Annotated in this window: 21 protein-coding genes; 15 read left to right on the top strand and 6 right to left on the bottom strand. The window is 65.5% G+C overall.

What is annotated here, in order from left to right; all coding sequences use genetic code 11:
- Positions 1-21: 21 nt before the first annotated feature.
- The 8 genes from ACQR1I_RS24765 (at position 22) to ACQR1I_RS24730 (ending at position 8314) form a co-directional block, all read left to right on the top strand.
- The gene (locus ACQR1I_RS24765) at positions 22-1473 is read left to right on the top strand and encodes a 6-hydroxynicotinate reductase (protein ID WP_434868004.1); all 1452 of its coding nucleotides are present in this window, start codon (positions 22-24) and stop codon (positions 1471-1473) included.
- Positions 1470-2357 carry a UPF0280 family protein gene (locus ACQR1I_RS24760; RefSeq protein ID WP_434868005.1) on the top strand — a complete coding sequence of 296 codons (888 nt, stop codon included), beginning with the start codon at positions 1470-1472 and terminating at the stop codon, positions 2355-2357. The genes ACQR1I_RS24765 and ACQR1I_RS24760 overlap by 4 nt, the downstream gene beginning before the upstream one ends.
- Before the next feature lie 42 nt (positions 2358-2399).
- Complete coding sequence (locus tag ACQR1I_RS24755; protein WP_434868006.1) at positions 2400-2984, top strand: amino acid synthesis family protein; 585 nt, start codon at positions 2400-2402, stop codon at positions 2982-2984.
- Between the two features lie 44 nt (positions 2985-3028).
- Positions 3029-4216, top strand: coding sequence for an ABC transporter substrate-binding protein (locus tag ACQR1I_RS24750; protein WP_434868438.1), 1188 nt, complete (start codon positions 3029-3031; stop codon positions 4214-4216).
- 197 nt (positions 4217-4413) lie between these two features.
- Positions 4414-6300, top strand: a complete 1887-nt coding sequence (locus ACQR1I_RS24745; RefSeq protein WP_434868007.1) for an ABC transporter permease — start codon at positions 4414-4416, stop codon at positions 6298-6300.
- Entirely contained in the window at positions 6297-7088 is a 792-nt protein-coding gene (locus tag ACQR1I_RS24740) for an ABC transporter ATP-binding protein (protein ID WP_434868008.1), read from the top strand. The genes ACQR1I_RS24745 and ACQR1I_RS24740 overlap by 4 nt, the downstream gene beginning before the upstream one ends.
- Entirely contained in the window at positions 7085-7789 is a 705-nt protein-coding gene (locus tag ACQR1I_RS24735) for an ABC transporter ATP-binding protein (RefSeq protein ID WP_434868009.1), read from the top strand. Before ACQR1I_RS24740 ends, ACQR1I_RS24735 begins: the two co-directional genes overlap by 4 nt.
- A 12-nt stretch (positions 7790-7801) precedes the next feature.
- Entirely contained in the window at positions 7802-8314 is a 513-nt protein-coding gene (locus tag ACQR1I_RS24730) for a MarR family winged helix-turn-helix transcriptional regulator (RefSeq protein WP_434868010.1), read from the top strand.
- 228 nt (positions 8315-8542) lie between these two features.
- Here the strand turns inward: ACQR1I_RS24730 and ACQR1I_RS24725 are convergent, their stop codons facing one another.
- Positions 8543-9739 carry an amidohydrolase family protein gene (locus tag ACQR1I_RS24725; RefSeq protein ID WP_434868011.1) on the bottom strand — a complete coding sequence of 399 codons (1197 nt, stop codon included), beginning with the start codon at positions 9737-9739 and terminating at the stop codon, positions 8543-8545.
- A gap of 292 nt (positions 9740-10031) precedes the next feature.
- On the opposite strand from ACQR1I_RS24725, the gene ACQR1I_RS24720 reads away from it, so the two are divergent.
- From ACQR1I_RS24720 to ACQR1I_RS24710, 3 genes are all read left to right on the top strand, one after another.
- On the top strand, positions 10032-10913 hold the full coding sequence (locus ACQR1I_RS24720) for an aldose 1-epimerase family protein (protein ID WP_434868012.1): 882 nt from the start codon (positions 10032-10034) through the stop codon (positions 10911-10913).
- A gap of 294 nt (positions 10914-11207) precedes the next feature.
- Positions 11208-11612 (top strand): hypothetical protein, encoded by a 405-nt coding sequence (locus tag ACQR1I_RS24715; RefSeq protein ID WP_434868013.1) that lies wholly within the window; start codon positions 11208-11210, stop codon positions 11610-11612.
- A 201-nt stretch (positions 11613-11813) separates the two neighbouring features.
- Positions 11814-12635, top strand: coding sequence for an aldo/keto reductase (locus ACQR1I_RS24710; RefSeq protein WP_434868014.1), 822 nt, complete (start codon positions 11814-11816; stop codon positions 12633-12635).
- A gap of 80 nt (positions 12636-12715) precedes the next feature.
- Here ACQR1I_RS24710 and ACQR1I_RS24705 read toward each other — a convergent pair whose 3' ends face one another.
- Both ACQR1I_RS24705 and ACQR1I_RS24700 read right to left on the bottom strand, forming a co-directional pair.
- A complete protein-coding gene (locus ACQR1I_RS24705) occupies positions 12716-12940 on the bottom strand; it encodes a hypothetical protein (RefSeq protein ID WP_434868015.1) in 225 nt (74 codons plus the stop codon).
- A gap of 135 nt (positions 12941-13075) precedes the next feature.
- Positions 13076-13528 (bottom strand): hypothetical protein, encoded by a 453-nt coding sequence (locus tag ACQR1I_RS24700; RefSeq protein ID WP_434868016.1) that lies wholly within the window; start codon positions 13526-13528, stop codon positions 13076-13078.
- A gap of 178 nt (positions 13529-13706) precedes the next feature.
- On the opposite strand from ACQR1I_RS24700, the gene ACQR1I_RS24695 reads away from it, so the two are divergent.
- Positions 13707-14987, top strand: coding sequence for an amidohydrolase family protein (locus ACQR1I_RS24695; RefSeq protein ID WP_434868017.1), 1281 nt, complete (start codon positions 13707-13709; stop codon positions 14985-14987).
- 7 nt (positions 14988-14994) lie between these two features.
- On the opposite strand, the gene ACQR1I_RS24690 is transcribed toward ACQR1I_RS24695, so the two are convergent.
- On the bottom strand, positions 14995-16230 hold the full coding sequence (locus ACQR1I_RS24690) for a PLP-dependent aminotransferase family protein (RefSeq protein ID WP_434868018.1): 1236 nt from the start codon (positions 16228-16230) through the stop codon (positions 14995-14997).
- Between the two features lie 179 nt (positions 16231-16409).
- On the opposite strand from ACQR1I_RS24690, the gene ribB reads away from it, so the two are divergent.
- The 3 genes from ribB to ACQR1I_RS24675 all read left to right on the top strand — a co-directional run bounded on the left by ribB (position 16410) and on the right by ACQR1I_RS24675 (position 19812).
- The gene (gene ribB, locus ACQR1I_RS24685; RefSeq protein ID WP_434868019.1) at positions 16410-17486 is read left to right on the top strand and encodes a 3,4-dihydroxy-2-butanone-4-phosphate synthase; all 1077 of its coding nucleotides are present in this window, start codon (positions 16410-16412) and stop codon (positions 17484-17486) included.
- A gap of 63 nt (positions 17487-17549) precedes the next feature.
- Entirely contained in the window at positions 17550-18764 is a 1215-nt protein-coding gene (locus tag ACQR1I_RS24680) for an acyl-CoA dehydrogenase (protein WP_434868020.1), read from the top strand.
- Positions 18765-18894: 130 nt separating this feature from the next.
- On the top strand, positions 18895-19812 hold the full coding sequence (locus ACQR1I_RS24675) for an MBL fold metallo-hydrolase (protein ID WP_434868021.1): 918 nt from the start codon (positions 18895-18897) through the stop codon (positions 19810-19812).
- 93 nt (positions 19813-19905) lie between these two features.
- On the opposite strand, the gene ACQR1I_RS24670 is transcribed toward ACQR1I_RS24675, so the two are convergent.
- Both ACQR1I_RS24670 and ACQR1I_RS24665 read right to left on the bottom strand, forming a co-directional pair.
- Positions 19906-20766 carry a DUF1499 domain-containing protein gene (locus tag ACQR1I_RS24670; protein ID WP_434868022.1) on the bottom strand — a complete coding sequence of 287 codons (861 nt, stop codon included), beginning with the start codon at positions 20764-20766 and terminating at the stop codon, positions 19906-19908.
- 270 nt (positions 20767-21036) lie between these two features.
- Complete coding sequence (locus tag ACQR1I_RS24665) at positions 21037-22242, bottom strand: ABC transporter substrate-binding protein (RefSeq protein ID WP_434868023.1); 1206 nt, start codon at positions 22240-22242, stop codon at positions 21037-21039.
- Between the last annotated feature and the right edge of the window lie 125 nt (positions 22243-22367).

Genomic DNA, 22367 nt, shown 5'->3' with positions numbered 1-22367 from the left:
CTTCAAGATGGGCATCTCCGCATGGTGACTGAGACGGCGAGCGACGCTGCAGGGGACAAGATCCGCTGCGATGCCTGTCCGGTGATGTGCTACATCAAGCCGGGTGCCGCAGGGGCCTGCGATCGCTACGCCAATCAGGACGGGGTGCTGGTGCGCGTCGATCCGCATATCCTGCTGGAGCGCACGGTGTCGCATGGCGGCAAGCTGGTGCCGTTCCAGGCCAGCGGCGACTGGGACGGCAAGATCGTGCACCAGCCCGAGCTGTTCGTCACCGCGATCGGCGCCGGCACCACCTATCCGGATTACAAGCCCGCGCCCTTCATCGTGTCGTCGCAGGTCGAAGGCGTCGACATGGTCACGGTCGTGACCGAGGGCATCTTCAGCTATTGCGGCGTCAAGGTGAAGATCGACACCGATCGCTATCTCGGGCCCGAGGCAGCGACGGTGCGGGTCGACGGCGAGGCCGTCGGGCATGTGACGACCAGCGAATACGGCTCGCAGATGCTGTCGCTCGGCGGCGTGCATCACCTCACCGGCGGTTCCAAGAAGGAGGGGCGCGTCACCTGCGATGCGCTGATGGACCTCAGCAACCGCAAGGCGGTCGAGCTCACCATCGACGGCGGCGCCAGCGTGATCGTGCAGGCGGGGCAGCCGCCGATTGTGAACGGCGTCAAGGAAGAGCGCATGCGGGTCGGCTGCGGCTCGGCCACGATCGGCATGTTCGCCAAGCAGTGGCAGGGCAAGGTCGACGAGGTCGTGGTGGTCGACGACCACATCACCGGTGTGCTGTCGGAACACCAGGCCGGCAAACTGCTCGACATCGCGGCGACCGGCATCAAGATGAAGGGGCGGCGCTCGACCCCGGGCCGCTATTTCCAGGTCGCGCAACCCGGCACCGGCTGGGGCGGCACCGACATTTCCGATCCGTTAGCGATTCTCGGACCGTTCGATCCGAAGACGGCGAAGCCGGGCACGACGCTGCTGATGGTGTCGACCACCGGCGAGCATGCCGGCTACTACGTGCTCGACGACAGCCTGAAGCCAGTGCAGCGCGACATGCCGCCGGAACTGCAGTTCTCGGTCGAGCGCATCCAGGAGAATTGCGAGCCGGCGCTGTGCACCGTGCTGTTCATGGCCGGTGCCGGCGGCTCGCTGCGCGCGGGCGTCACTGACAATCCGGTGCGGCTGACGCGCTCGGTCAAGGATGCGCTGACGCGCGTGACCTCGGGCGGTGCGCCGGTCTATGTCTGGCCGGGCGGCGGCATCACCTACATGGTCGACGTGACGCAGATGCCGGCGGGCGCCTTCGGCTATGTGCCGACGCCGGCGCTGGTGGCCCCGATCGAGTTCACCATGAAACTGTCCGACTATGAGGCGCTCGGCGGCCACATGGATTATGTGCAGCCGCTGGCGTCGCTGAAGGACGTCAGCAAGGACATCCGCCAATTGCCGTGGCCGGGGCCGGGCGCATGAGCCGTCAGCCACAGATCGCTGTCCTGCCTGATCGCCGGCTGCATCTGCAGGACGGGCCGATCGATCTGATCATCGGCGGCGACGGCGCCGAGGCCGACATTCGCGCGGCCTATCGGGCTGCCGCGGAGCGCTTCACGGGTCTGCTCGATGATCTCTGTTCCGAACTGTCCGACCTGCGCAAGGCCGCCGATCGGGATCGTTGTCTTCTGAATGGTGTCGTCGCCCGCCGCATGCATGCCGCGGTGGCGCCGTTCGCCGCCGACATGTTCATCACCCCGATGGCGGCGGTGGCAGGAGCGGTCGCTGAAGAAATTCTCGGCGCGATGCTGGCGGCTGCGGCGTTGCCGCGTGCCTATGTCAACAATGGCGGCGACATCGCGCTGCATCTGCAGGATGACGCCGCCTTCAGCGTCGGGCTGATGGACCGGCCGGACGCCAATGGCGTGATGCGCAGCCTGACGCTTCGCTCCGAGGATGCTGCTCGCGGAATTGCTACCTCGGGACGTCGTGGGCGCAGCTTCTCGCTTGGGATCGCGGATGCCGTCACGGTTTTGGCGCGCGGCGCTGCGCAGGCCGACGCTGCCGCGACCGTGATTGCGAATGCCGTCGATCTTCCCGGACATCCGGCCGTGCTTCGCCGTCCCGCCTGTGAGCTGCAGCCGGACAGTGATCTCGGTTATCGTCTCGTCACCTGCGAGGTCGGCGCGTTGAATGATGCTGACGTGGCGACCGCGCTCGCCGCGGGCGAGCAAGTTGCGCAAGCCTTGCTGTCGGACGGCCTGATCGAGGGCGCCGTGCTGCAGCTCTGCGGGGCGATGCGCGTTGCCGGAACGCGTGCGGTCGAGATCCACCGTCCGGCGCAGTTGCGGGCGGCAGCGGCGTGAGGTTTGATGCATGATGGGCTGGAACATGAGGGACTGCCAACGATGAGCGCCGTCATCCGCAAGATCGTGACCGTGGTCGAGGAGGTTCATCAGGAGATGGGCCGGCCGGTCTCGCCGCCAACGCGGCGGGCCGCGGCCATCGCCGTCATCGAGAACCCGTTCGCCGGCCGCTATGTCGAGGATTTGTCGCCGCTGATCGCGATCGGCGAGGAGCTCGGCGAGATGCTGGCCAAGCGCGCGGTCGCTGCGCTCGGGATCGAGGGGCCGGCTGCGCATAGTTACGGCAAGGCCGCTGCCGTCGGCAGTGAGGGCGAGCTGGAGCATGCGGCAGCGATCCTGCATCCGAAGATGGGCGCGCCGGTGCGCAAGGTGCTCGGCAAGGGCGCCGCGCTGATCCCGTCGTCGAAGAAGCGCGGCGGCGTCGGCTGCACGCTCGACATTCCGCTCGGGCACAAGGACGCCGCCTTCGTGCGCAGTCATTTCGACGGCATGGAGGTGCAGATCAACGATGCGCCGCGCGCGAACGAGATCATGGTCGCGCTCGCCGTCACCGATAGCGGGCGTCCCTTGCCAAGGGTCGGCGGACTCACGGTCGCCGAGATCAAGGGCGACGACGGTCTACGATAGTTTGAACAACAACATTGGAGGCTAAGGGAATGCAACGGAGAACGATGCTTGCGGCAGGCCTGGGCCTTGCCGTCGCGGGATTGACGGGCGCGGCTCGCGCCGAGGACGTCATCAAGATCGGCGAGATCAACAGCTATTCGCTGCTGCCGGCATTCACCGAGCCCTACCGCAAGGGCTGGCAGCTCGCGGTCGAGGAGGTCAACGCGGCCGGCGGCATCAACGGCAAGAAGCTCGTGGTCGTCTCCAAGGACGACAGCGGCAAGCCGGCCGATGCGCAGACCGCGGCGAACGAGCTGGTGTCGAGCGAGAACGTCGCGATGCTCGCCGGCACGTTCCTGTCGAACATCGGCCTCGCCGTCAGCGACTTCGCCAACCAGAAGAAAGTGTTCTTCCTGGCGGCCGAACCGCTGACCGACGCGATCACCTGGTCGAAGGGCAACAAATACACCTTCCGCCTGCGTCCGTCGAACTACATGCAGGCGGCGATGCTGGTCGAGGAGGCCGCCAAGCTGCCCGCGAAGCGCTGGGCGACGATCGCGCCGAACTACGAATATGGCCAGTCGGCGGTCGCGGTGTTCAAGAAGCTGCTATCGGAGAAGCGCCCTGACATCCAGTGGGTCGACGAGCAGTGGCCGCCGCAGGGCAAGATCGACGCAGGCCCCGTGGTGCAGGCCGTCGCCGCGGCCAATCCGGAAGCGATCCTCAACGTCACCTTCGGCGCCGATCTCGTGAAGCTGGTCCGCGAAGGCAACATCCGCGGCCTGTTCAAGGATCGCAAGGTGGTCAGCTTCCTGACCGGCGAGCCGGAGTATCTCGATCCGCTCAAGGAGGAGACTCCGGAGGGCTGGATCGTCACCGGCTATCCCTGGTACTCGATCAAGTCGCCCGAGCACGACGCCTTCCTGAAGGCCTATCAGGCGAAGTACAACGACTATCCGCGCCTCGGCTCGATCGTCGGCTACCAGACCATCAAGTCGGCGGCCGCCATTCTCGCCAAGGCCGGCTCGACCGATGCCGACAAACTGATCGCGGCGGCTGAAGGCCTCTCCGTGCCGTCGCCGTTCGGCGAGATCACCTTCCGCAAGATCGACCACCAGTCGACGCTCGGCGCTTATGTCGGCAAGACGGCGCAGAAGGACGGCAAGGGCATCATGGTCGACACCGTCTATCGCAAGGGCTCGGACTATCTGCCGAGCGACGAAGAAGTCGGCAAGCTGCGGCCGAAGGACTGATCCAGGCCTTCCTGATCCAAGCCTTCCTGCCTCCTCCTCCCGCGGAGGAGAGCAGGCGGGGTGAGGGAGTGCGACGCCCGATCTACAGGTTCGGGCCGAGATCCCTCACCTCACGCTTGCTCGCTGGCTCCATCGGGGCGCATGCGAGCTGCGACGCGGCTCATCCGACACAGACGATCTCCTGACGCGGACTGCTCATGGCCTTCTATTTCGTCCAGTTCCTGACCGGTCTTGCCAGTGCAGCGTCGCTGTTCCTGGTGGCGTCGGGGCTGTCGATCATCTTCGGCGTCACGCGCATCGTCAATTTCGCCCATGGCGCGTTCTACATGCTGGGCGCCTATGTGGCGTTCTCGCTCACGGAGCGGCTGTCCGGCGCGCTCGGCTTTTGGGGCGGCATCGTCGTCGCGGCGCTTGCCGTGGCCGCGATCGGTGTGCTCGTCGAAATGGTGCTGCTGCGCCGGATCTATCACGCACCGGAATTGTTCCAGCTGCTCGCGACCTTCGGCCTGACCCTGATGGTCGAGGACCTCGTGGTGCTGATCTGGGGCCCGGACGATCTGGTCGGCCGCCGCGCGCCGGGCTTCAAGGGCGCGGTCGATTTCTTCGGCCAAGCCATCCCGAGCTATGATCTGTTCCTGATCGCCATGGGTCCAATCGTGCTCGGTGCGCTCTGGCTGCTGTTCCAGCGCACACGCTGGGGAATCCTGGTGCGCGCGGCGACGCAGGACCGCGACATGGTCGCGGCGCTTGGCGTCAATCAGAAGTGGCTGTTCACCTCGGTGTTCGCGGTCGGCGTCTTCCTCGCCGCACTCGGCGGCGCGCTGCAGATCCCGCGAGATGCCGTCCATCACGCGATGGACCTGCGCATCATCGTGGAAGTGTTCGTCGTCGTCGTGATCGGCGGCCTCGGCAGCATCCTCGGCGCCTTTGTCGCGGCGGTGCTCGTTTCCGAGCTCAACGCCTTCGGCATCCTGATCTTCCCGACGATCTCGCTGATCCTCGTTTTCCTGGTGATGGCGGTGGTGCTGGTCGTCCGCCCCTGGGGCCTGTTCGGCAAGAAGGAGGCGCCGGCGCGGCGGACGCCGGGTCTTACCGTCATCCCGTGGCGTCCGCTGAGCTCGGTCGAGCGTCTGGCCTCGCTCGTGGCGCTGGCGCTGTTGGCGATGCTGCCGTTCATCGCCGGCAACTACGCGCTGACCGTCGGCGCCGAGATCGCGATCTTCGTGATCTTTGCCGCGTCGCTGCATTTCCTGATGGCGGTCGGCGGCCTCGCCTCATTCGGCCACGCCGCCTATTTCGGCCTCGGCGCCTATGGTGTCGCGTTCCTCGCCAAGATGGCGGGGTTGCCGATGATCGCCTGCCTCTTACTGGGGCCGCTGCTCGGCGCGCTCGGCGCGGCCGTGTTCGGCGCCTTCGCCGTGCAGCTCTCCGGCGTATACTTCGCGATGCTGACGCTGGCCTTCGCCCAGATCGTCTGGTCGATCGCATTTCAATGGGTCGCGGTGACCGGCGGCGACAACGGCATTCTCGGTCTCTGGCCGGAGAAATGGGCGGCCTCGCCGTCGCATTTCTACTGGCTCGCGCTAGGCGTCTCCGCTGCCGTCGTCAGCGTGCTGCGTCTGATCACGTTCTCGCCGTTCGGCTATGCCCTGCGCGGCATGCGCGACTCGCCGCTGCGCAGCGAGTCCATCGGCATCAACGGCAAGCGCATCCAGTGGACGGCCTTCATCATCGCCGGCACCACGGCGGGCATCGGCGGCGCGCTGTTCGCCTATCTCAAGGGCAGCGTCTTTCCGGACAACATGGGCATCTCGCTGTCGGTCGACGCGCTGGTCATGGTGCTGCTCGGCGGCGTCGAGACGGTGCCCGGTGCGATCTTCGGCGCGATCGTCTACAAGGCCCTCAACATCTGGTTGGTCAGCCAGACCGATTGGTCGAAGCTCGTGCTCGGCATCTTCATCGTGCTGATCGTGGTCGTGTTTCCGAAAGGCATCGTCGGCGTGGTCGAGAGCGTGATGCACCGGCGTCGCGCGGCGGCGCCTAAGCCTGCTGCGCTCGCGGCCAAGATGGAGGGCGCGCAATGAGTCTCGGCGTGGCGCTGCTCTCGGTCGAGGGCCTGTCGAAATCCTATGGCGGCATTCACGCCGTGCGCAACGTGTCGTTCATGCTGCAGGCTGGCGAGATCCTGGCGCTGATCGGTCCCAACGGCGCGGGCAAAAGCACCTGCTTCGACATGCTCAACGGCCAGAACGTGCCGGACAGCGGCCGTATCACCGTGATGGGGCAGGAGACCACCGGCCGCAAGCCGCGCGAGGTGTGGCGGCTCGGAGTCGGCCGTACCTTCCAGATCACGGCGACCTATCCGACCATGACGGTGCGCGAGAACATCCAGGTTGCGCTGGTCTCGCATCATCGCCGTCTGTTCGATTTCTTCAGTCCGATGCTCGGTATCGCGCGCGGCGAGGCCGATCGCCTGCTCGATCTCGTCGGCATGACCGGCTATGCCGAGCGGCCCTGCGGTGAGCTCGCCTATGGCGATCTCAAGCGGCTCGAGCTGGCGATTGCGCTCGCCAACCAGCCCAAGCTGCTGCTGATGGACGAGCCGACCGCCGGCATGGCGCCGCGCGAGCGCGTCGAGCTCATGCGCCTGACCGCGAAGATCGCGCGCGAGCAGTCGATCGGCGTGCTGTTCACCGAGCACGACATGGACGTCGTGTTCGAGCATGCCGACCGCATCCTCGTTCTCAATCGCGGCAGCCTGATCGCGCAGGGCTCGCCGGCGGAGGTGCGCGCCAATCGCGAGGTGCAGGCGATCTATCTCGGCGAGGGCCTGCTGTACGATGCAAGGCATCGCGAGGGAGCATCGGCATGAAGCTGTCGGTCGCCAATCTCAACAGCCATTATGGCCCGGCGCACATCCTGTTCGACATCGGCCTCGAGGTCGGCGAGGGCGAGGTGGTGGCCTTGCTCGGCCGCAACGGCGCCGGCAAGTCGACCACGTTCCGGTCGATCGTCGGCCTCGTCGCGCAGCGCGAGGGCCAGATCATGTTCGAGGGCAGGGACATTTCGTCCGTTCCCACCCATGAGATCGTGCGCTCCGGCCTCGGCTACGTGCCGGAAGAGCGTCGCATCTTCACCGAGCTGACGGTCGAGGAGAATCTCGAGGTCGGCCGGCAGAAGCCGCGGGCCGGAGCGCCGCAATGGACGCGCGAGAAGCTTTACAAGCTGTTTCCCAATCTCGCCGAGATGAAGAACCGGCCCGGCGGGCGCATGAGCGGCGGCGAGCAGCAGATGCTGACGATCGCCCGCACTCTGATGGGCAATCCGTCGCTGGTGCTGCTCGACGAGCCGTCGGAAGGCCTGTCGCCGAAGATCGTCGAGCAGATGGTCGATGCCATCCTGACGATGAAGAAGGAGGGCGTGTCGCTGGTCGTGTCCGAGCAGAACCTGCATTTTGCGAAGCTGATCTCGGACCGTGCCTACATCATCGAGCGCGGCCGCATCTGCTATTCCGGCACCATGGCCGAGCTCGACGCGCGGCCCGATATCCGCGACGCGCATCTGTCGATCTGAGGCGAGGGATCAATGGCAAAGACCGCCACGCTGAAGCGATCGGCAAAAGCTGCGACCAAGGCCGCACCGAAGCCGGCCAAGGCGGCCGTGAAGACGGCGGCGAGGCCTGCCAAATCGAACTATGTGCTCGACGAGCAGATCGGCTTCATCCTGCGCCAGGTCTGGCAGCGCCACACCATGATCTTCGCCCGCGACATCGGCAGCAACCTGACGCCGACGCAATGGGCGGCGATGTCGAAGCTGGTCGAGACCGGGCCATGCTCGCAGAACCAGCTCGGCCGCCTCACCGCGATGGATGTCGCGACCATCAAGGGCGTGATCGACCGGTTGACGGCGCGCGGTCTCACCGAGACGAGCGCGGACCCGCAAGACGGCCGGCGGCTGCTGGTGAGCTTGACCCGAGCAGGACAGCAGCTCGCGGAGAAGACCGCGCCATTGGCGCTTGCGATCTCGAAGGAGACGCTGGCGCCGCTGGATGCGAAAGAACGCGAGACGCTGCTGTCGCTGTTGAGTCGGCTGCGCTAGCTCCATTTTCTCCGTCATTCCGGGACATCGCGCAGCGATGGGCCCGGAATCCATAACCACGATCGTGAGTATGGATTCCGGGCTCGTGCTACGCACGCCCCGGAATGACGGCTGAGAACGCCGGTCATGATTGCCCCGATTGGGCGGACGTTTGCTGTTTCGCGTGATCGATCGTCCTCAAGCCCATCCGTCATTGCAAGCGAAGCTCGCAATGACGGATGGTGGCAACTACTTCGCCACGATCTCCGGGATCTTCGTCGCGGGCGGCGTATTTCGGCTGCGCTGGGTGCGGACGATGCCGTCGATGATGGTCATGCCGATGCCCGGGAGGTCGCCGAGCTGAACGCTGTCGAGCAGCGTCTTGGCCGGCGAGTGCTGCGCCTTGTCCATGATGACGAAGTCGGCGGAGCGGCCGATTTCGATCAGGCCGCAATCGAGCTCGCGCATCCGCGCGGTGTTGCCGGTGGCGAAGCAGAACGCGATCTCGGCCGGGACGTCGCCGAGCGAGGACAGCAGCGACACCATGCGGAGGATGCCGAGCGGCTGCACGCCGGAGCCGGCGGGCGCGTCCGTGCCGAGGATGACGCGGTTGAGCTCGTTCATCTCGCGCGCGGTGCGCAGCGTGAACAATGCCGAGCGCTCATTGCCGTTGTGCACCAGCTCGAGGCCCGCCTTGCAGCCCTCGCAGATGCAGCGGATCTGATCGTCGGGGAGCGCAGTGTGGCCGCCATTGATGTGCCCGATGACGTCGGTGCCGGCTTCCAGCACGACGTCCTTGTCGATCAGGCCGGAGCCGGGGATCGAGGGGCCGCCGGTGTGGATGGTGCTCTGGATGCCGTATTTGCGCGCCCAGCCGACCATCTTGCGCGCGGTCGGGCCGTCCTTGACGCCGCCGAGGCCGACCTCGCCGAGCAGCTTGACGCCGGCCGCCGCGAGCTCCTTGAAGTCGTCCTCGACCATCTCGCATTCGATGACCGGGGCGCCGGCATGCACCTTCACGCCGCCGGGGCGCAGCGTCCAGAATGCGCGCTGCGCGAAGATAGCCATCGCCTTGAGGCCGACGACGTCGCGCGGACGGCCGGGCATGTGCACCTCGCCGGCGGAGATCATCGTGGTGACGCCGCCATGCAGGTAGGAGTCGATCCAGTTGCTCTGGTTCTGCCGCGGCGTCCAGTCACCCGCGACGGGGTGGACATGGCTGTCGATCAGGCCCGGTGCGACCGTCGTGCCGTGGGCATCGACGATCGTCGTCGCGCCTTCGGTGTCGACATCCTTGAAGCGGCCGATTCCCGTGATCTTGCCGTTCTCCGCGACGATCGTATCGGCGTCCAGGATCGGCCGCTCCAGCGCGCCCGACAGCAGCAGGCCGATGTTGCGGATCACCAGTTTGCTGGGGCCGGTTGCTTGCGGCGCGTCATGGGCCATCGGGATATCCTTCTCCTGGCGAGGCATTTTACGGCAGTTTGCGCCTGCACGCGGCGCAGCATCAAGCCGGTTTTGATCATTCGTACACGAATGATAGAGGCCGGCAAGCGGCGGTGCTGCACGAAGATCAGGCGATGTTTGCTCATTCGACGGCCCTGGCGCGCCCATCGAGCCGCGGTGGATCAGTTCCGCGACGGGGCGTCGGCGGACGTCGATAGACATGGCCGGCTCTGGACGTTGCCGCGGCAATCCGGCATCACGCTCTCGTTTTTCGCGAACGGGATGATGCGACATGAGCGACGACCTGCAGACGATCAGCGCCGGCGGCATCACGGCGAGCATCAAGGCTGACGGCGCCGAGCTGTGCTCGCTGAAGACGGCCGAAGGCCTGGAGCTGCTGTGGCAGGCCGGCCCCGCCTGGCCACGTCACGCGCCCTGGCTGTTTCCAATCGTCGGTCGGCTGAAGGACGATCATCTGCGTCATGATGGCCGGGTCTATCCCATGACCCAGCACGGCTTCGCCCGCGACCTGCGTTTCACCTGGCTGGAGCGCAGCGCCAGCGGGTGCGTTCTCCGGCTGACCGACGACGAGACCACGCGCGCCCGCTACCCGTTCGCCTTCAGCCTGACCTTGAGCTACCGGGTCACACCCGATGCCCTGGAGATCACGATCGAGATCGCCAACCCCGCACGTGACGTGCTGCTGGCCTCGTTCGGCGCCCATCCCGCGTTCAACTGGCCGCTGCTTCCTGGGGAGTCGAAGGAAAGCTATCTGCTAACGTTTGCAAAGCCCGAGCCCGCGCCGATTCGGCGCCTGTCCGGCGGATTGCTGCGCGCGCAGCCGGAGCCGTCCCCTATCGAAGGCCGTGTTCTTCAATTGAACGAGGCCCTGTTCGTCGATGATGCATTGATCCTCGATCAGCCGGTCAGCCGTTCCGTTCGCTTTGCCGGAGCCAGAGGCCCCGCGCTGGAGATGGAATGGAATCATTTTCGCCAGCTCGGCCTCTGGTCGAAGCCGGCCGGCGCGAGTTTCCTCTGCATCGAACCCTGGCGTGGTTTCGCCAGCCCGCTCGATTTCGATGCAGAATTTGCTGACAAACCGGGGCTCATGCAGATCGCGCCGGGCGCAGCCGAAACACTGCGTTGCACTCTCAGGGTTACATCGTCTGATTAGTATGACTTATCTACAGCATGACTTTTTAAAGCGCCCAACGCCGTGCACAACGGTAACCGTGAATTCCGAAATTGGCCTGGAAACGGCTTCATCGTGTCCTAAATGAAGGGACGGCGGCGCCGCCGTGACTATGATGCGGCGGCCGGCGGTTCCGATGATGACGTCACGGACGGACAACGGCGAAAGCATCATCTGGCAGCCAACCGTTCGTCCAGCCTGACCGTTGGGGACGGAGCTTGGCGATGCCGCGATCTTGGGGCGGGGGGCGCGCATTCTCTGCGCGTGGAGAAGGCCATGGAGTGGAAGAATCTATTCGGCATTTTGACGTGTGTCGGCTTGCTGTGTGGCAGCGGCGCTTGGGCGACCGAGTATCAGCCGGGCGAGGTGTTTCGCCTCGATCTTTCCAGGGCCGTATTGTCGCCGCGCCCGCTTGGACCCGAAGCGCATTTCGAGCCCGTTCCGATCGAAGCGAGAACGGATCGCGCGAGCATGGCCGCGGAGCGGGACAGGGCAGATGTCACGCGTACGGTCGCGACGGTCAAGCATCGCCATGTGATGCGCTCCGCCGAGCGTCCCCCCACTGCGGCGCGCTCGAGGCTGGCCAATCGCAAGAACCTGCTCGACGCTCAGGCCATGGACACGCGGGTCCAGACCTGGCCGTGCCGGCTCGGCAGTGGCGGAATCTGCAGCTGGCGATGATCGCCGGGCGCGCGCGCTCCGGAACGGTCTCTCAACATCTTGATTGTCGCAGCTGCGGATCGGCTTGAACTCGCGCAAACTCCGCGGGACCATTCAACGCATCCCGACAACACCTTGATCTTCAAGGCTCACCTCGGCGCATCCAGATCATGCCGGAGCGCGGGCGGGCGGCCTTGGTAAAAGACCTTGGCAGGAGACTTCATGGACGCAATCGAAACCCAAGGCATCCACCTTCCCAAGCTCGGGCTCGGCACCTTCCGCATGCAGGGCACCGTCTGCCGGGAGGCTGTCGAGAGCGCGCTCGCGCTCGGCTACCGGCACATCGACACCGCCGAGATGTACGCCAACGAGGACGCGATCGGCGCGGCACTCGCGGCTGCCGACGTGCCGCGTGCGGATTTGCACGTCACAACAAAGGTCTGGCCGGAGAACCTCGCACCGGATGCGATCCGCCGCGCGTTCGACACGAGCTTGAGGAAGCTCAGGCTGGACTTCGTCGACCTCTATCTCATCCATTGGCCAGCCAAGGGAATGAATCTCCCGGCTGCGCTCGAGACGCTTTTGTCGCTGAAGCAGGAGGGGCGCACGCGGGCGATCGGCGTCGCCAACTTCACCGTCGCGCTGTTGAAGCAGGCGGTCGAGGAGATCCAGGCGCCCATCGCCTGCAATCAGGTCGAGTATCACGTGATGCTCGAGCAGTCGAAGCTGATGGCCTACATGGCGGGCCGCTCGATTCCCCTGGTCGCCTATTGTCCGCTGGCGCAGGGACGGGCCGCTGCCGACGAGACGCTGGCCGCGATCGGCCGCAAGCATGGGGCGAGCGCCGCACAGATCGCGCTGAAGTGGCTGCTCGACCAGGACGGCGTCGCCGCCATCCCGAAGGCCGGCCGCAAGGAAAGCCAGCAAGCCAATTGGGATGCAATGAAAGTTCAGCTCGACGACGAGGACCGCCAGACGATTGCCGCCCTCCCGAAGGACAAGCGCTTCGTCAATCCTGGTTTCGCGCCGGAGTGGGATCGCTGACGCGGGCAGACCATTGCTCCAGGTGACAAGGCAAACAGAGAAATGGCCCCTTGCGGGGCCATTTTCGTGTCGACTGCCGATCAGTAGCGCTTGATGACAACCGTGCGATCGTGATGGCGGTGGGGCCTGAACTCGCGATGCATGCGATACTCGGCGCGCGAGCGGTCCCAGCCATGATGGCGGTCCCAGCCGTGATGATAGTGATGGCCGCCACGCTTGATGATCACGGTCTCGGCGTTGGCGATCGACGGCGCTGCGAGCGCAATGGCCGTCAGGGAAGCGAGTGCAAGAGCGATCTTCTTCATGTTGTCCTCCAGATTAAATTGCGCGGGGTCAACTTGAAGTGTCCGAGAACGTTCCGCAGGAACTTCTACGAAGTTGCTGAATGTACGTTCAGATTTCGTCTTGCCAGGACGTGGACGGGCCGCGGGAGCCGGTCGTCAGTCGCACTTCCTGAGCGCGGGCGTCAACTTGCCGTTGGCGACGAAGCGGCCGTCGCGGATGGTGTAGCTGCCGTCCTCGCCGCGGTTGAACACCGAGCGAATGCTGCCGTCGGCGGTCTTGGCAATTCCGTTCTCGCGTGTCTGCCTTGCCTTCGACAGCACGATCGACAGCACCAGCGTCTGGTCGGGTTCAACGCGCGCATCTGCGATCTCGTTGAGATCCGATGCGTCATGGTCACGGCGATAGATCAGGCTGCCGTCCGAGGCAATCTCATAGGAGATGATCGTGCCGCGCCCCTTGACCGCCGGTGCGGAGCAGTCGACCGCCCAGGTCCCGATCAGGCCCCAGTCACGCGCAGTATCCGCAACGCCGTCAGCCAGGGCAGCCGAGGTGAAGGCGCATGTGGTCAGCACTGTGATCTGGAGCAGGCGGGACAGGCGCGAGGTCATGCAATTCGAGTCGGTTGGCAGCCGTCTCATCCTAATGCGTTGCATCAACCTTGCAACGGCCGGACACGCGTCTTTTGTTCTCCGCGAGGTTGCGGTTGATGCGCGGCCAGCATGTTGCGGGTTTTGCTGGGAAGGCGCATGCTGACTTCAACAACAACGTCATCCGGGGGAGGCACGCATGGCAGGGCAATCGCGCCGCGATTTTCTTCGATTGATCGGAGCAGCCGCCATGACGGCGCTGACGGTTCCTGCCAACGCCGCGATGGGTCCTGCCGACAAGTTCGACCTCCTCATCAAGGGAGGGGATGTCATCGACCCCAGCCAGTCCCTCCGCGGCAAGCGGGACATCGGCATCCGCTGGGGCGTGATCGAGGCCATCGAGGCGGATATTCCCGTCGAGCGGGCGCTGCGATCGATCGACGCCGGCGGCCGGCTGGTCATGCCGGGCCTCGTCGATCTCCACAGCCATGTCTATCCCTACGGTTCAGCGATCGGGATTCCGCCGGATGAGCTGGTGCAATTCCAGGCCACCACGACGGTCGTCTCGGCCGGCGACGCCGGCGTGAACAATCTGGCGGCGCTACGCCGCTTCATCGTCGCCCAGTCGCGCGCGCGAATCTACGCCTTCGTCCATATCGCCAACAACGGCCTGTCGGCGTTTCCGGTCGCCGAGCTCTACAACATCGACAATGCGCAGGTGGAGGCCTGCGCCATGGCGCTCGCCGAGAACCCGGACTTCCTGCTCGGGGTCAAGGTGCGGATGTCGGAAAACGTCATCTTCAAGCACGGGCTCGAGCCGCTCAAGCGCGGCATCCAGGCCTGCGAGCGCTGCGGCTGGCCGGCGCGGATGATGGTGCATATCGGCGGCGTCGAGACCGGCGAATTGATGTCGCAGATCCTGGATCTGCTGCGGCCGGGCGACGTGCTCACCCATGCCTATTCCGGAGCGCCCAACCTCAACGGCGCCTTCACCAACATCGTGCAGGACGGCAAGCTGCTGCCGGCGGCGCTCGCCGCCAAGCAGCGCGGCGTGCTGTTCGACGTCGGCCATGGCGGCGGCAGCTTCGACTTCACCGTCGCGGAGGTGGCGATCCCCGGCGGCTGTGGCCCGGACACGATCTCCTCGGACGTGCACGTGTTCTCCGGCAACACGCCCGGGATGCCGTTCCTGCCAAACGTGATGGGCAAGTTCCTGGCGATGGGGTTCTCGCTGGAGCAGGTGGTGACCATGGCGACCTCGGCGCCCGCCAAGATCATCGGCAAGGTGTCGAAGCTCGGCACCCTGCAGGTCGGTGCTCCCGGCGACATCGCGATCATGGATCTGGCCGAAGGCCCGGTCAGCTTCGTCGACACGCGCGGCAACAAGCGCGACGGCAAGCTGCAGCTGAAGCCGGTGCAGACCGTGATCAATGGCGTGCCGTTCGGCCGGCCCTACCAGTCGCCCTTCTCGGTGCGCTGAGGCGCGATCATTCGCTCGCGCTGCGTGCCCTGTTGGCGGACCGCTCGGGCAGGCCGAACTCCTGGTGGCAGACGTCCGCCAGCACGGCGATGCCTTCGCGGATCTCCTGATGCGAGGGGCTGGCGAAGCACAGCCGTACGCGGCTTCGCGAATGCGCCGCGTCGGTCGACCATTCCGGTCCGGGATTGATCGACACGCCGCGCTTGAGCGCGGCCTGCGACAGCTTCATCGCGTCGACCTGGTCCGGCAGCTTGACCCAGAGAAAGATCCCGCCCTTCGGCGCTTCGAACTCGGCGGCCGTCCCGAACTCGGCATTCAGCGCGTCCATCAGCGTGTCGAGCTTGGCGCGCAGGCCCCGCACCAGCTGCGGGACGTGGGTGGCGAAATGCGGCTTGCAGTATTCGGCAAGCACCATCTGCTCCAGCGCGCCCGAGCCGGCGTCGGTCTTGAGCGCAAGCAGGACCGACATGATCTCCCAAGGTGCAACCAGGAAGCCGACGCGCAACGCCGGGGCGACCGATTTCGAGAACGAGCCGAGATGGATCACGCCGCCATGGTCGGACATGCCGTGGATCGCGCGCGGGCGCTTGCCGTCCCAGATCAGGTCGGCATAGCAGTCGTCCTCGAACACCGGCACGCCATAGGCCCGCGACAGCCACAGCAGCTCGGCGCGGCGGCTCTCCGGCATGATGGTGCCGGTCGGGTTCTGCACCGTCGGAATGGTATAGATGTATTTCGGCCTGACGCCACGATCCTTGAGATCGGCCAGCGCCGTCGCCAGCACGTCCGTCCGCATGCCGTCCTTGTCGAGCGGGATGCCGACCGGCTTGACGCCGAGCCGCGCCAGCCGCGTCAGCGTGCCCTGGTAATTGTCCTGCTCGACCAGCACCGTGTCGCCGCGCGTGAGCAGCGCCTGGTTGACGAGGTCGAGCCCCTGCAGCGAGCCGGACAGGATCATGATGTCGTCGGCGCGCGCCGACATGCCGGCATCGCGCGCCAGCTTGGCGGCCAGGAAGTCGCGCAGCGGTCGATAGCCTTGCGGTCCATGCGCGAGGCCGTAGGTGGCCAGCGCCCGGCCTTCCCGCGCGAGCACGGCGTCGGCGGCCGCACGCAAATCCTCGACCGGGACGGCGTCGGCATCATTGTTGCCGCCGACGAAGCTGTATTTTGCAAGGCCTGTCCAGCGTGCGGCTGGAGCCGGGAGGCCGGGACCGAGGAGCGGTGCAAAATCGAATACGGCCATGAGGCACGCCTCCCTTGTTCTCGAATTGGGGCGACTTTAAACAGATACCAGGACGCTTGTCCTGGCAGGACAGGCTTTTTTCCCGGGGAAGGCGACCTCCGAACGGCAGTTCCGCCGCTCTGGCGGGCGCCTTCGATCCCGGCTAAAGCACGCCCCGGAAAAGCTGCGAGACTTTGCAAATGGCCGACTCGATCCAGGAAGTTCTGTACGCCTTCGCAAAGGGCGAGATGGTCGTCGTGACCGATGACGATGACCGCGAGGGGGAAGGCGATCTGATCGTTGCGGCCTCGCTGTGCACGCCCGATAAGATGGCGTTCATCATTCGCCACACCTCCGGCATCGTCTGTGCCCCGATCACCGCCGATGACGCGCGGCGGCTGCGGCTCGATCCGATGGTCGCCCACAACGACTCCAATCACACCACCGCGTTTACGGTCTCGATCGACTACAAGCCGGATGGCGGCACCGGCATCTCCGCCGAGGAGCGCGCCTCCTGCTGCCGCGCGCTGGCCAATCCGAATGCCGGCGCCAACGACTTCGCGCGGCCCGGCCATATTTTCCCATTGATCGCGCGCGACGGCGGCGTGCTGCTGCGCTCGGGCCATACCGAGGCGGCCGTCGATCTGTGCAAGCTTTCCGGCCTGCCGCCGGTCGGCGTCATCTCGGAGTTGATGAACGACGACGGCACGGTCATGAAGGGCGAGCAGGTCGTCCGCTTCGCTGCGGCCCACAATCTCAAGCACGTCACGATCGCCGATCTGATTTCCTACCGGCAGGCGCGCGAGAAGCTGATCGAGCGCGTCTCGACGTTCACGACCGAGAGCCCGATCGGCCCGTTGCAGGGCTACGCCTACCGCTCGCCGTTCGATCCGATCACGCATGCGGCGTTCGTCTACAACGGCATCGGCGATGGCAGGAATGTACTGACGCGGCTTCACAAGCCCAACATCGTGAAGGATCTGATCGCGGGTCCGCAGCGTATTCAAGCGGTGCTGCAGCACTTCAAGAAGGCCGGCCGCGGCGTGCTGATCTATCTGCGGGACGGTGCGGCCGGCGTTCCGGTCGAACCGGTCGCGGAGCCACATACCGCGGAGGCCGATCGCCATCGGCAATGGCGCGAAGTCGGCGTCGGCGCGCAGATCCTGCGCGATCTCGGCGTGACGTCGATCCGGAACCTGACCTCGTCGGCCCATGACTACAAGGGCCTGTCGGGTTTCGGCATCGAGATCGTCGCCAACGAACGGCTTGAAGGCTGAACTCCCAGGATTTAACCTCACACCGCTGTGCTCCGAGCGCAGCGAGACGCGAAAGGACCATTCATGAGCGCGCGCCCTCAGGCAAAGGACAAGCCGGCCCAGTCGAGCTTCCAGTGGGACGATCCCTTCCTGCTGGACGAGCAGTTGACCGAGGACGAGCGCATGGTGCGTGACACCGCGCGCGCCTATGCCCAGGACAAGCTGCTGCCGCGCGTCACCAAGGCCTATCTCGAGGAGAAGACCGATCGTGAGATCTTCAACGAGATGGGCGAACTCGGCCTGATCGGCATCACGCTCCCCGAGGAATATGGCTGCGCCAATGCGAGCTACGTCGCCTACGGCCTCGTTGCGCGCGAGATCGAGCGCGTCGATTCCGGCTATCGCTCGATGAACTCGGTGCAGTCGTCGCTGGTGATGTATCCGATCTACGCCTATGGCGACGAGAACCAGCGCAAGAAGTATCTGCCGAAGCTCGCGAGCGGCGAATGGGTCGGCTGCTTCGGCCTGACCGAGCCGGATGCCGGCTCCGATCCCGCGGGCATGAAGACCCGCGCCGAGAAGGTCGCCGACGGCTATCGCCTGACCGGTAGCAAGATGTGGATCTCGAACTCGCCGATCGCCGACGTGTTCGTGGTGTGGGCCAAGTCGGCCGCGCATGACAACCAGATCCGCGGCTTCATTCTCGAGAAGGGCATGAAGGGCCTGTCGGCGCCGAAGATCGGCGGCAAGCTCTCCTTGCGCGCCTCGATCACCGGCGAGGTGGTGATGGACGGCGTGGTGGTGCCGGAAGACGCGCTGCTGCCCAACGTGTCCGGCCTCAAGGGCCCGTTCGGCTGCCTCAACCGCGCCCGCTATGGCATCTCCTGGGGCGTGCTCGGCGCCGCAGAGGACTGCATGCACCGCGCCCGCCAGTACACGCTCGACCGCAAGCAGTTCGGCAAGCCGCTGGCCGCCACCCAGCTGGTGCAGAAGAAGCTCGCCGACATGGAGACCGAGATCGCGCTCGGCCTGCAGGCGAGCCTGCGCGTCGGCCGGCTGATGGACGAGGGCAAGATGGCGCCGGAGATGATCTCGATCGTCAAGCGCAACAATTGCGGCAAGTCGCTCGACATCGCCCGCCTCGCCCGTGACATGCACGGCGGCAACGGCATCTCGATCGAGTATCACGTGATGCGCCATGCCGCGAACCTCGAGACGGTCAACACCTATGAGGGCGCGCACGACGTCCACGCCCTGATCCTCGGCCGCGCCATCACCGGCATTCAGGCGTTCTTCTGATCGAGACGGAACGCTGCAAGACGTCGTCATGGCCGGGCTCGTCCCGGCCATCCACGTCTTAGCGGTGGACGAAGCGTGGATGCCCGGGGCAAGCCCGGGCATGACGGAGTAACCAAGCGACGAGCACGCCATGTCCGACAATGACGACGTCCCGTTCAACCGTCACTTCCCGCTTCAGGCGGGCGTCGTCGATGAGGTGCGTCCGGGCATCCGCCGCGTCCTCTGCAACAATCCAAGTCCGTTCACCTTCACTGGCACGGTCAGCTACATCGTCGGTCGCGGCAACGTTGCGATCATCGATCCCGGCCCGGATAATGAAGCGCATGCACAGGCGCTGTTGGACGCGGTGCGCGGCGAGACCGTCACCCACATCCTCGTCACGCATACCCACCGCGACCATTCTCCGAACACCGGCCGGCTGAAGGCCGCCACTGGCGCTACGGTCTATGCCGAAGGCCCGCATCGCGCCTCCCGGCCGCGCTACGAGAGCGAGAAGCACAGTCCCGAATCCGGCGTCGATCGTGATTTCGCGCCTGACGTCACCGTTGCCGATGGCGACGTGATCGAGGGGCAGGGCTGGCAATTGGAGGCGGTGGCGACACCCGGCCATACCGCCAATCATCTCGCCTTCGCCTGGGGCGAGCGCAGCACCACTTTCGTCGGCGATCACGTGATGGGCTGGGCGACCTCGATCGTGGCGCCGCCCGACGGTTCGATGGTCGACTACATGGCCTCGCTGGAGCGGCTCGCCGGACGACCGGAGGAACTGTATTTCTCGGGCCATGGGCCGGAGATTCCGGAAGGCCCGCGCCACACGCGCTTCCTGACCCGCCACCGTCAAGCCCGCGAGGCTTCGATCCTGCATCGCCTCGCCAAGGGCGAGGCGGACATCCCGACCATGGTGTGCACGATCTATATCGGCATCGATCCACGGCTCACCACCGCTGCCGGATATTCGGTGCTCGCGCATCTCGAGGATCTCGTCGCCCGTGGTGTCGTCGCGACGGAAGGCGACCCGGTCATTGGCGGGACGTATCGTTTGGCGTAGCGAATGGCGAATAGGGAGTAGCGAGTAGGGAAGGAGAGCAGTCCGGCTCGGCGTCATCCCTATTCGCTACTCCCTATTCGCCACTCGCCCCCTTCACTTCTTCACCGTCTTAGCATTGCCCTTTGCAGCAACCGGCGGCGGCGTGATCTTCTTCACCGGCTTCTGCGCTTCGGCCTCGCCGGCGTTCGACAGATCCTCGATCAGCTTGTTGACGCGCGCGGCGTTGCTGCCGAGATCGGAATCGAAATAGCGCGAGGCAGAGCGGACATCGACGCGGGAATCCTCGCCGTCGGGCTGGATGCGGATCGAGATGTCCTCGCGGAAGCCCATGATCGGCGTGCGCGCGACAGCCTCGATGCGGCCGACTCGGCGCGGCGGCTGCGGCGCGCGTTCGTCGACGACGAACCATTTGCGGCGGTTGACCAGCTTCAGGGCGATCGCATAGGCGCGATCCGGTGGCAGTTCGATCTGCACCGGCTCGATGTCGGGATAGAACTTCTGCTGCTGCTCGGCCGAATAGAGGCCGGCATACACGGCCGTGTTGGTGCCGTCGCCGTTGCGCAGCGGCGCCAGGGCCTCGAAGCGCGGCGGATCGATCGGATCGGTGGTGATGTCGTAGATCTTCGGCAGCTTGCGGTATTGGAGCGCGAGGTAGGCCGGATAGGCCAGCACCACCGCATCGATCATGAACGCTAGGAGGATGCGGCTCATGCCGCGGCTGCCATTGCGCCAGATCGCGACGAAGGCGGCGAGCCCGAGCAGGATCGACAGCGCGGCCAAGCCCAGCGCACCGAAGAACGTGGCCAGCGCCGGCTTCATCTCAAGGAAGTCGAAACGCAGGATCAGAATTGAGACCAGCACGGCGACGACGGAGAACACCGCGAGATTGCGGGTCCACGTCGCAAGGCTGGAGGTGGGCTCCGACAGATAGGGAGCGTGAAACCTGCGGGCCATCGGTTCAGGAACTGCCGGGTTGGGGCGGCCCCGGACGCCGGGGCGTGATGTCGCTTGAGACCATGAGCCCCGGTCAAATTCAAGGGGAGTCTGCGGCCTTGTTCCCGCCCCGGACGGCCGCGAAGTCGGCCCGGGAGCGGTCCTGGCCGCTGTCCCCGCGGGATCGTGGCGGCGGGGCCGAAATCGCTGCTGGAGGATCCGAGAACGCCGGGTTACGGCTGCCGGCCGCAGGGAAGCCGGTCGCCTCACCCGCGGCCAATGTGAACAGCCTCAATGCCCCTGCACCAGCGGACAGGCCGAGTCGGCGAGCTTGCCGAACGCCTCCTCGCCCGACATGGTCTGGATCAGCTTGTAGTAGTCCCAGGGGTGCTTCGATTCCTCCGGCTTCTTAACCTGCATGATGTACATCTCATGCTCCATCAGGCCGTCGGCGCGAATCTTGCCGTTGGACGTGAACATGTCGTCGATCTTCATCTTGCGCAGCTGGTCCATGACCTGGTCGGAGTCGGTCGTGCCGGCCGCCTTGACGGCGTTGAGATAGGTCATCGTGGCCGAGTAGTAGGCGGCCTGGTTCATGGTCGGCTCGCGCTTGGTCTTGTCGTAATAGCGCTTTGCGAAGGCGCGAGTCTTGTCGTTGAGATCCCAATACCAGCCGGTGGTGAGGTAGAGACCCTGCGCCGTCTTCAAGCCGAGACTGTGGATGTCGCTGATGAAGGCGAGCAGCGCCGCCGGCTTCATCGTCTTGGCGATGCCGAACTCATCCGCAGCCTTGATCGAGTTGGTGAAGTCGTTGCCGGCATTGGCGAGGCCGAGAACCTGCGCGCCCGAGCTCTGCGCCTGCAGCAGATAGCTGGAGAAATCCGAGCTGGAGAGCGGCACGCGCACCGCGCCGACCACCTTGCCGCCGTTGGCCTCGACGACCTTGGAGGCGGCCTCCTGCAACTGGGTGCCGAAGGCGTAGTCGGCGGTCAGGAAGAACCAGCTCTTGCCGCCCTGGTTCACCATGGTCTTGGCGGTGCCGTTGGCGAGCGAGGTCGTATCGTAGGCGTAATGGACCGTGTAGGGCGTGCAGTCCTTGCCGGTCAGCGACGCGCCGGCGGCGCCGATCGCGATGAACGGTATCTTCTTCTCCTTGGCAGCATTGGCCATCGCCAAGCTGACGCCGGTGTTGGAGCCGCCGAGGATCATGGTGACGCCGTCGCGATCGGCCCATTCGCGCAGCTTCTGGGCGCCGACATCGGGCTTGTTCTGGTGGTCGGTCTCCATGAACTCGATCTTGTTGCCGAGCACGCTGCCGCCGAAATCCTCGATCGCCATCTTCGCGGCTTCGACACCGCCCGGCCCGATCACGTCGGCATAGAGCCCGGACATGTCGTCGATGTCGCCGATCACGACCTTGTTGGCAGCGGCATGCGCCGCCGTCGCGACCAGTGAGGCCCCGAACAGCCAGGGCAGCAGGCGCGTCTGATATCGCATGGTGGGCGTTCCCTCGTTTCTTCGTTGGTGCCGGAGCTTAGGAACCAGCCCGCAGGCTTTCCTATTCGCCTATGGTCGAGACGAGGGCCGAGGAACTTTTCGCCGAGAACGCAAACGGCCCCTGC

This window comes from Bradyrhizobium sp. HKCCYLS2038 (genome assembly GCF_051167655.1).
Classification (GTDB): Bacteria; Pseudomonadota; Alphaproteobacteria; order Rhizobiales; family Xanthobacteraceae; genus Bradyrhizobium.
This window is presented reverse-complemented; position numbering and strand designations above follow the sequence as displayed.

What these genes read in the sequence shown, in the direction of transcription:
- ACQR1I_RS24725 (WP_434868011.1), bottom strand. Translation starts at nt 9,739, where the DNA reads ATGGCCCATGACGCGCCGCAAGCAACCGGCCCCAGCAAACTGGTGATC.
- ACQR1I_RS24730 (WP_434868010.1), top strand. Translation starts at nt 7,802, where the DNA reads ATGGCAAAGACCGCCACGCTGAAGCGATCGGCAAAAGCTGCGACCAAG.
- ACQR1I_RS24680 (WP_434868020.1), top strand. Translation starts at nt 17,550, where the DNA reads ATGAGCGCGCGCCCTCAGGCAAAGGACAAGCCGGCCCAGTCGAGCTTC.
- ACQR1I_RS24740 (WP_434868008.1), top strand. Translation starts at nt 6,297, where the DNA reads ATGAGTCTCGGCGTGGCGCTGCTCTCGGTCGAGGGCCTGTCGAAATCC.
- ACQR1I_RS24670 (WP_434868022.1), bottom strand. Translation starts at nt 20,766, where the DNA reads ATGGCCCGCAGGTTTCACGCTCCCTATCTGTCGGAGCCCACCTCCAGC.
- ACQR1I_RS24755 (WP_434868006.1), top strand. Translation starts at nt 2,400, where the DNA reads ATGAGCGCCGTCATCCGCAAGATCGTGACCGTGGTCGAGGAGGTTCAT.
- ACQR1I_RS24705 (WP_434868015.1), bottom strand. Translation starts at nt 12,940, where the DNA reads ATGAAGAAGATCGCTCTTGCACTCGCTTCCCTGACGGCCATTGCGCTC.
- ACQR1I_RS24745 (WP_434868007.1), top strand. Translation starts at nt 4,414, where the DNA reads ATGGCCTTCTATTTCGTCCAGTTCCTGACCGGTCTTGCCAGTGCAGCG.
- ACQR1I_RS24735 (WP_434868009.1), top strand. Translation starts at nt 7,085, where the DNA reads ATGAAGCTGTCGGTCGCCAATCTCAACAGCCATTATGGCCCGGCGCAC.
- ACQR1I_RS24750 (WP_434868438.1), top strand. Translation starts at nt 3,029, where the DNA reads ATGCTTGCGGCAGGCCTGGGCCTTGCCGTCGCGGGATTGACGGGCGCG.
- ACQR1I_RS24715 (WP_434868013.1), top strand. Translation starts at nt 11,208, where the DNA reads ATGGAGTGGAAGAATCTATTCGGCATTTTGACGTGTGTCGGCTTGCTG.
- ACQR1I_RS24675 (WP_434868021.1), top strand. Translation starts at nt 18,895, where the DNA reads ATGTCCGACAATGACGACGTCCCGTTCAACCGTCACTTCCCGCTTCAG.
- ACQR1I_RS24690 (WP_434868018.1), bottom strand. Translation starts at nt 16,230, where the DNA reads ATGGCCGTATTCGATTTTGCACCGCTCCTCGGTCCCGGCCTCCCGGCT.
- ACQR1I_RS24710 (WP_434868014.1), top strand. Translation starts at nt 11,814, where the DNA reads ATGGACGCAATCGAAACCCAAGGCATCCACCTTCCCAAGCTCGGGCTC.
- ACQR1I_RS24760 (WP_434868005.1), top strand. Translation starts at nt 1,470, where the DNA reads ATGAGCCGTCAGCCACAGATCGCTGTCCTGCCTGATCGCCGGCTGCAT.
- ACQR1I_RS24720 (WP_434868012.1), top strand. Translation starts at nt 10,032, where the DNA reads ATGAGCGACGACCTGCAGACGATCAGCGCCGGCGGCATCACGGCGAGC.
- ACQR1I_RS24765 (WP_434868004.1), top strand. Translation starts at nt 22, where the DNA reads ATGGTGACTGAGACGGCGAGCGACGCTGCAGGGGACAAGATCCGCTGC.
- ACQR1I_RS24665 (WP_434868023.1), bottom strand. Translation starts at nt 22,242, where the DNA reads ATGCGATATCAGACGCGCCTGCTGCCCTGGCTGTTCGGGGCCTCACTG.
- ACQR1I_RS24695 (WP_434868017.1), top strand. Translation starts at nt 13,707, where the DNA reads ATGGCAGGGCAATCGCGCCGCGATTTTCTTCGATTGATCGGAGCAGCC.
- ACQR1I_RS24700 (WP_434868016.1), bottom strand. Translation starts at nt 13,528, where the DNA reads ATGACCTCGCGCCTGTCCCGCCTGCTCCAGATCACAGTGCTGACCACA.
- ribB (WP_434868019.1), top strand. Translation starts at nt 16,410, where the DNA reads ATGGCCGACTCGATCCAGGAAGTTCTGTACGCCTTCGCAAAGGGCGAG.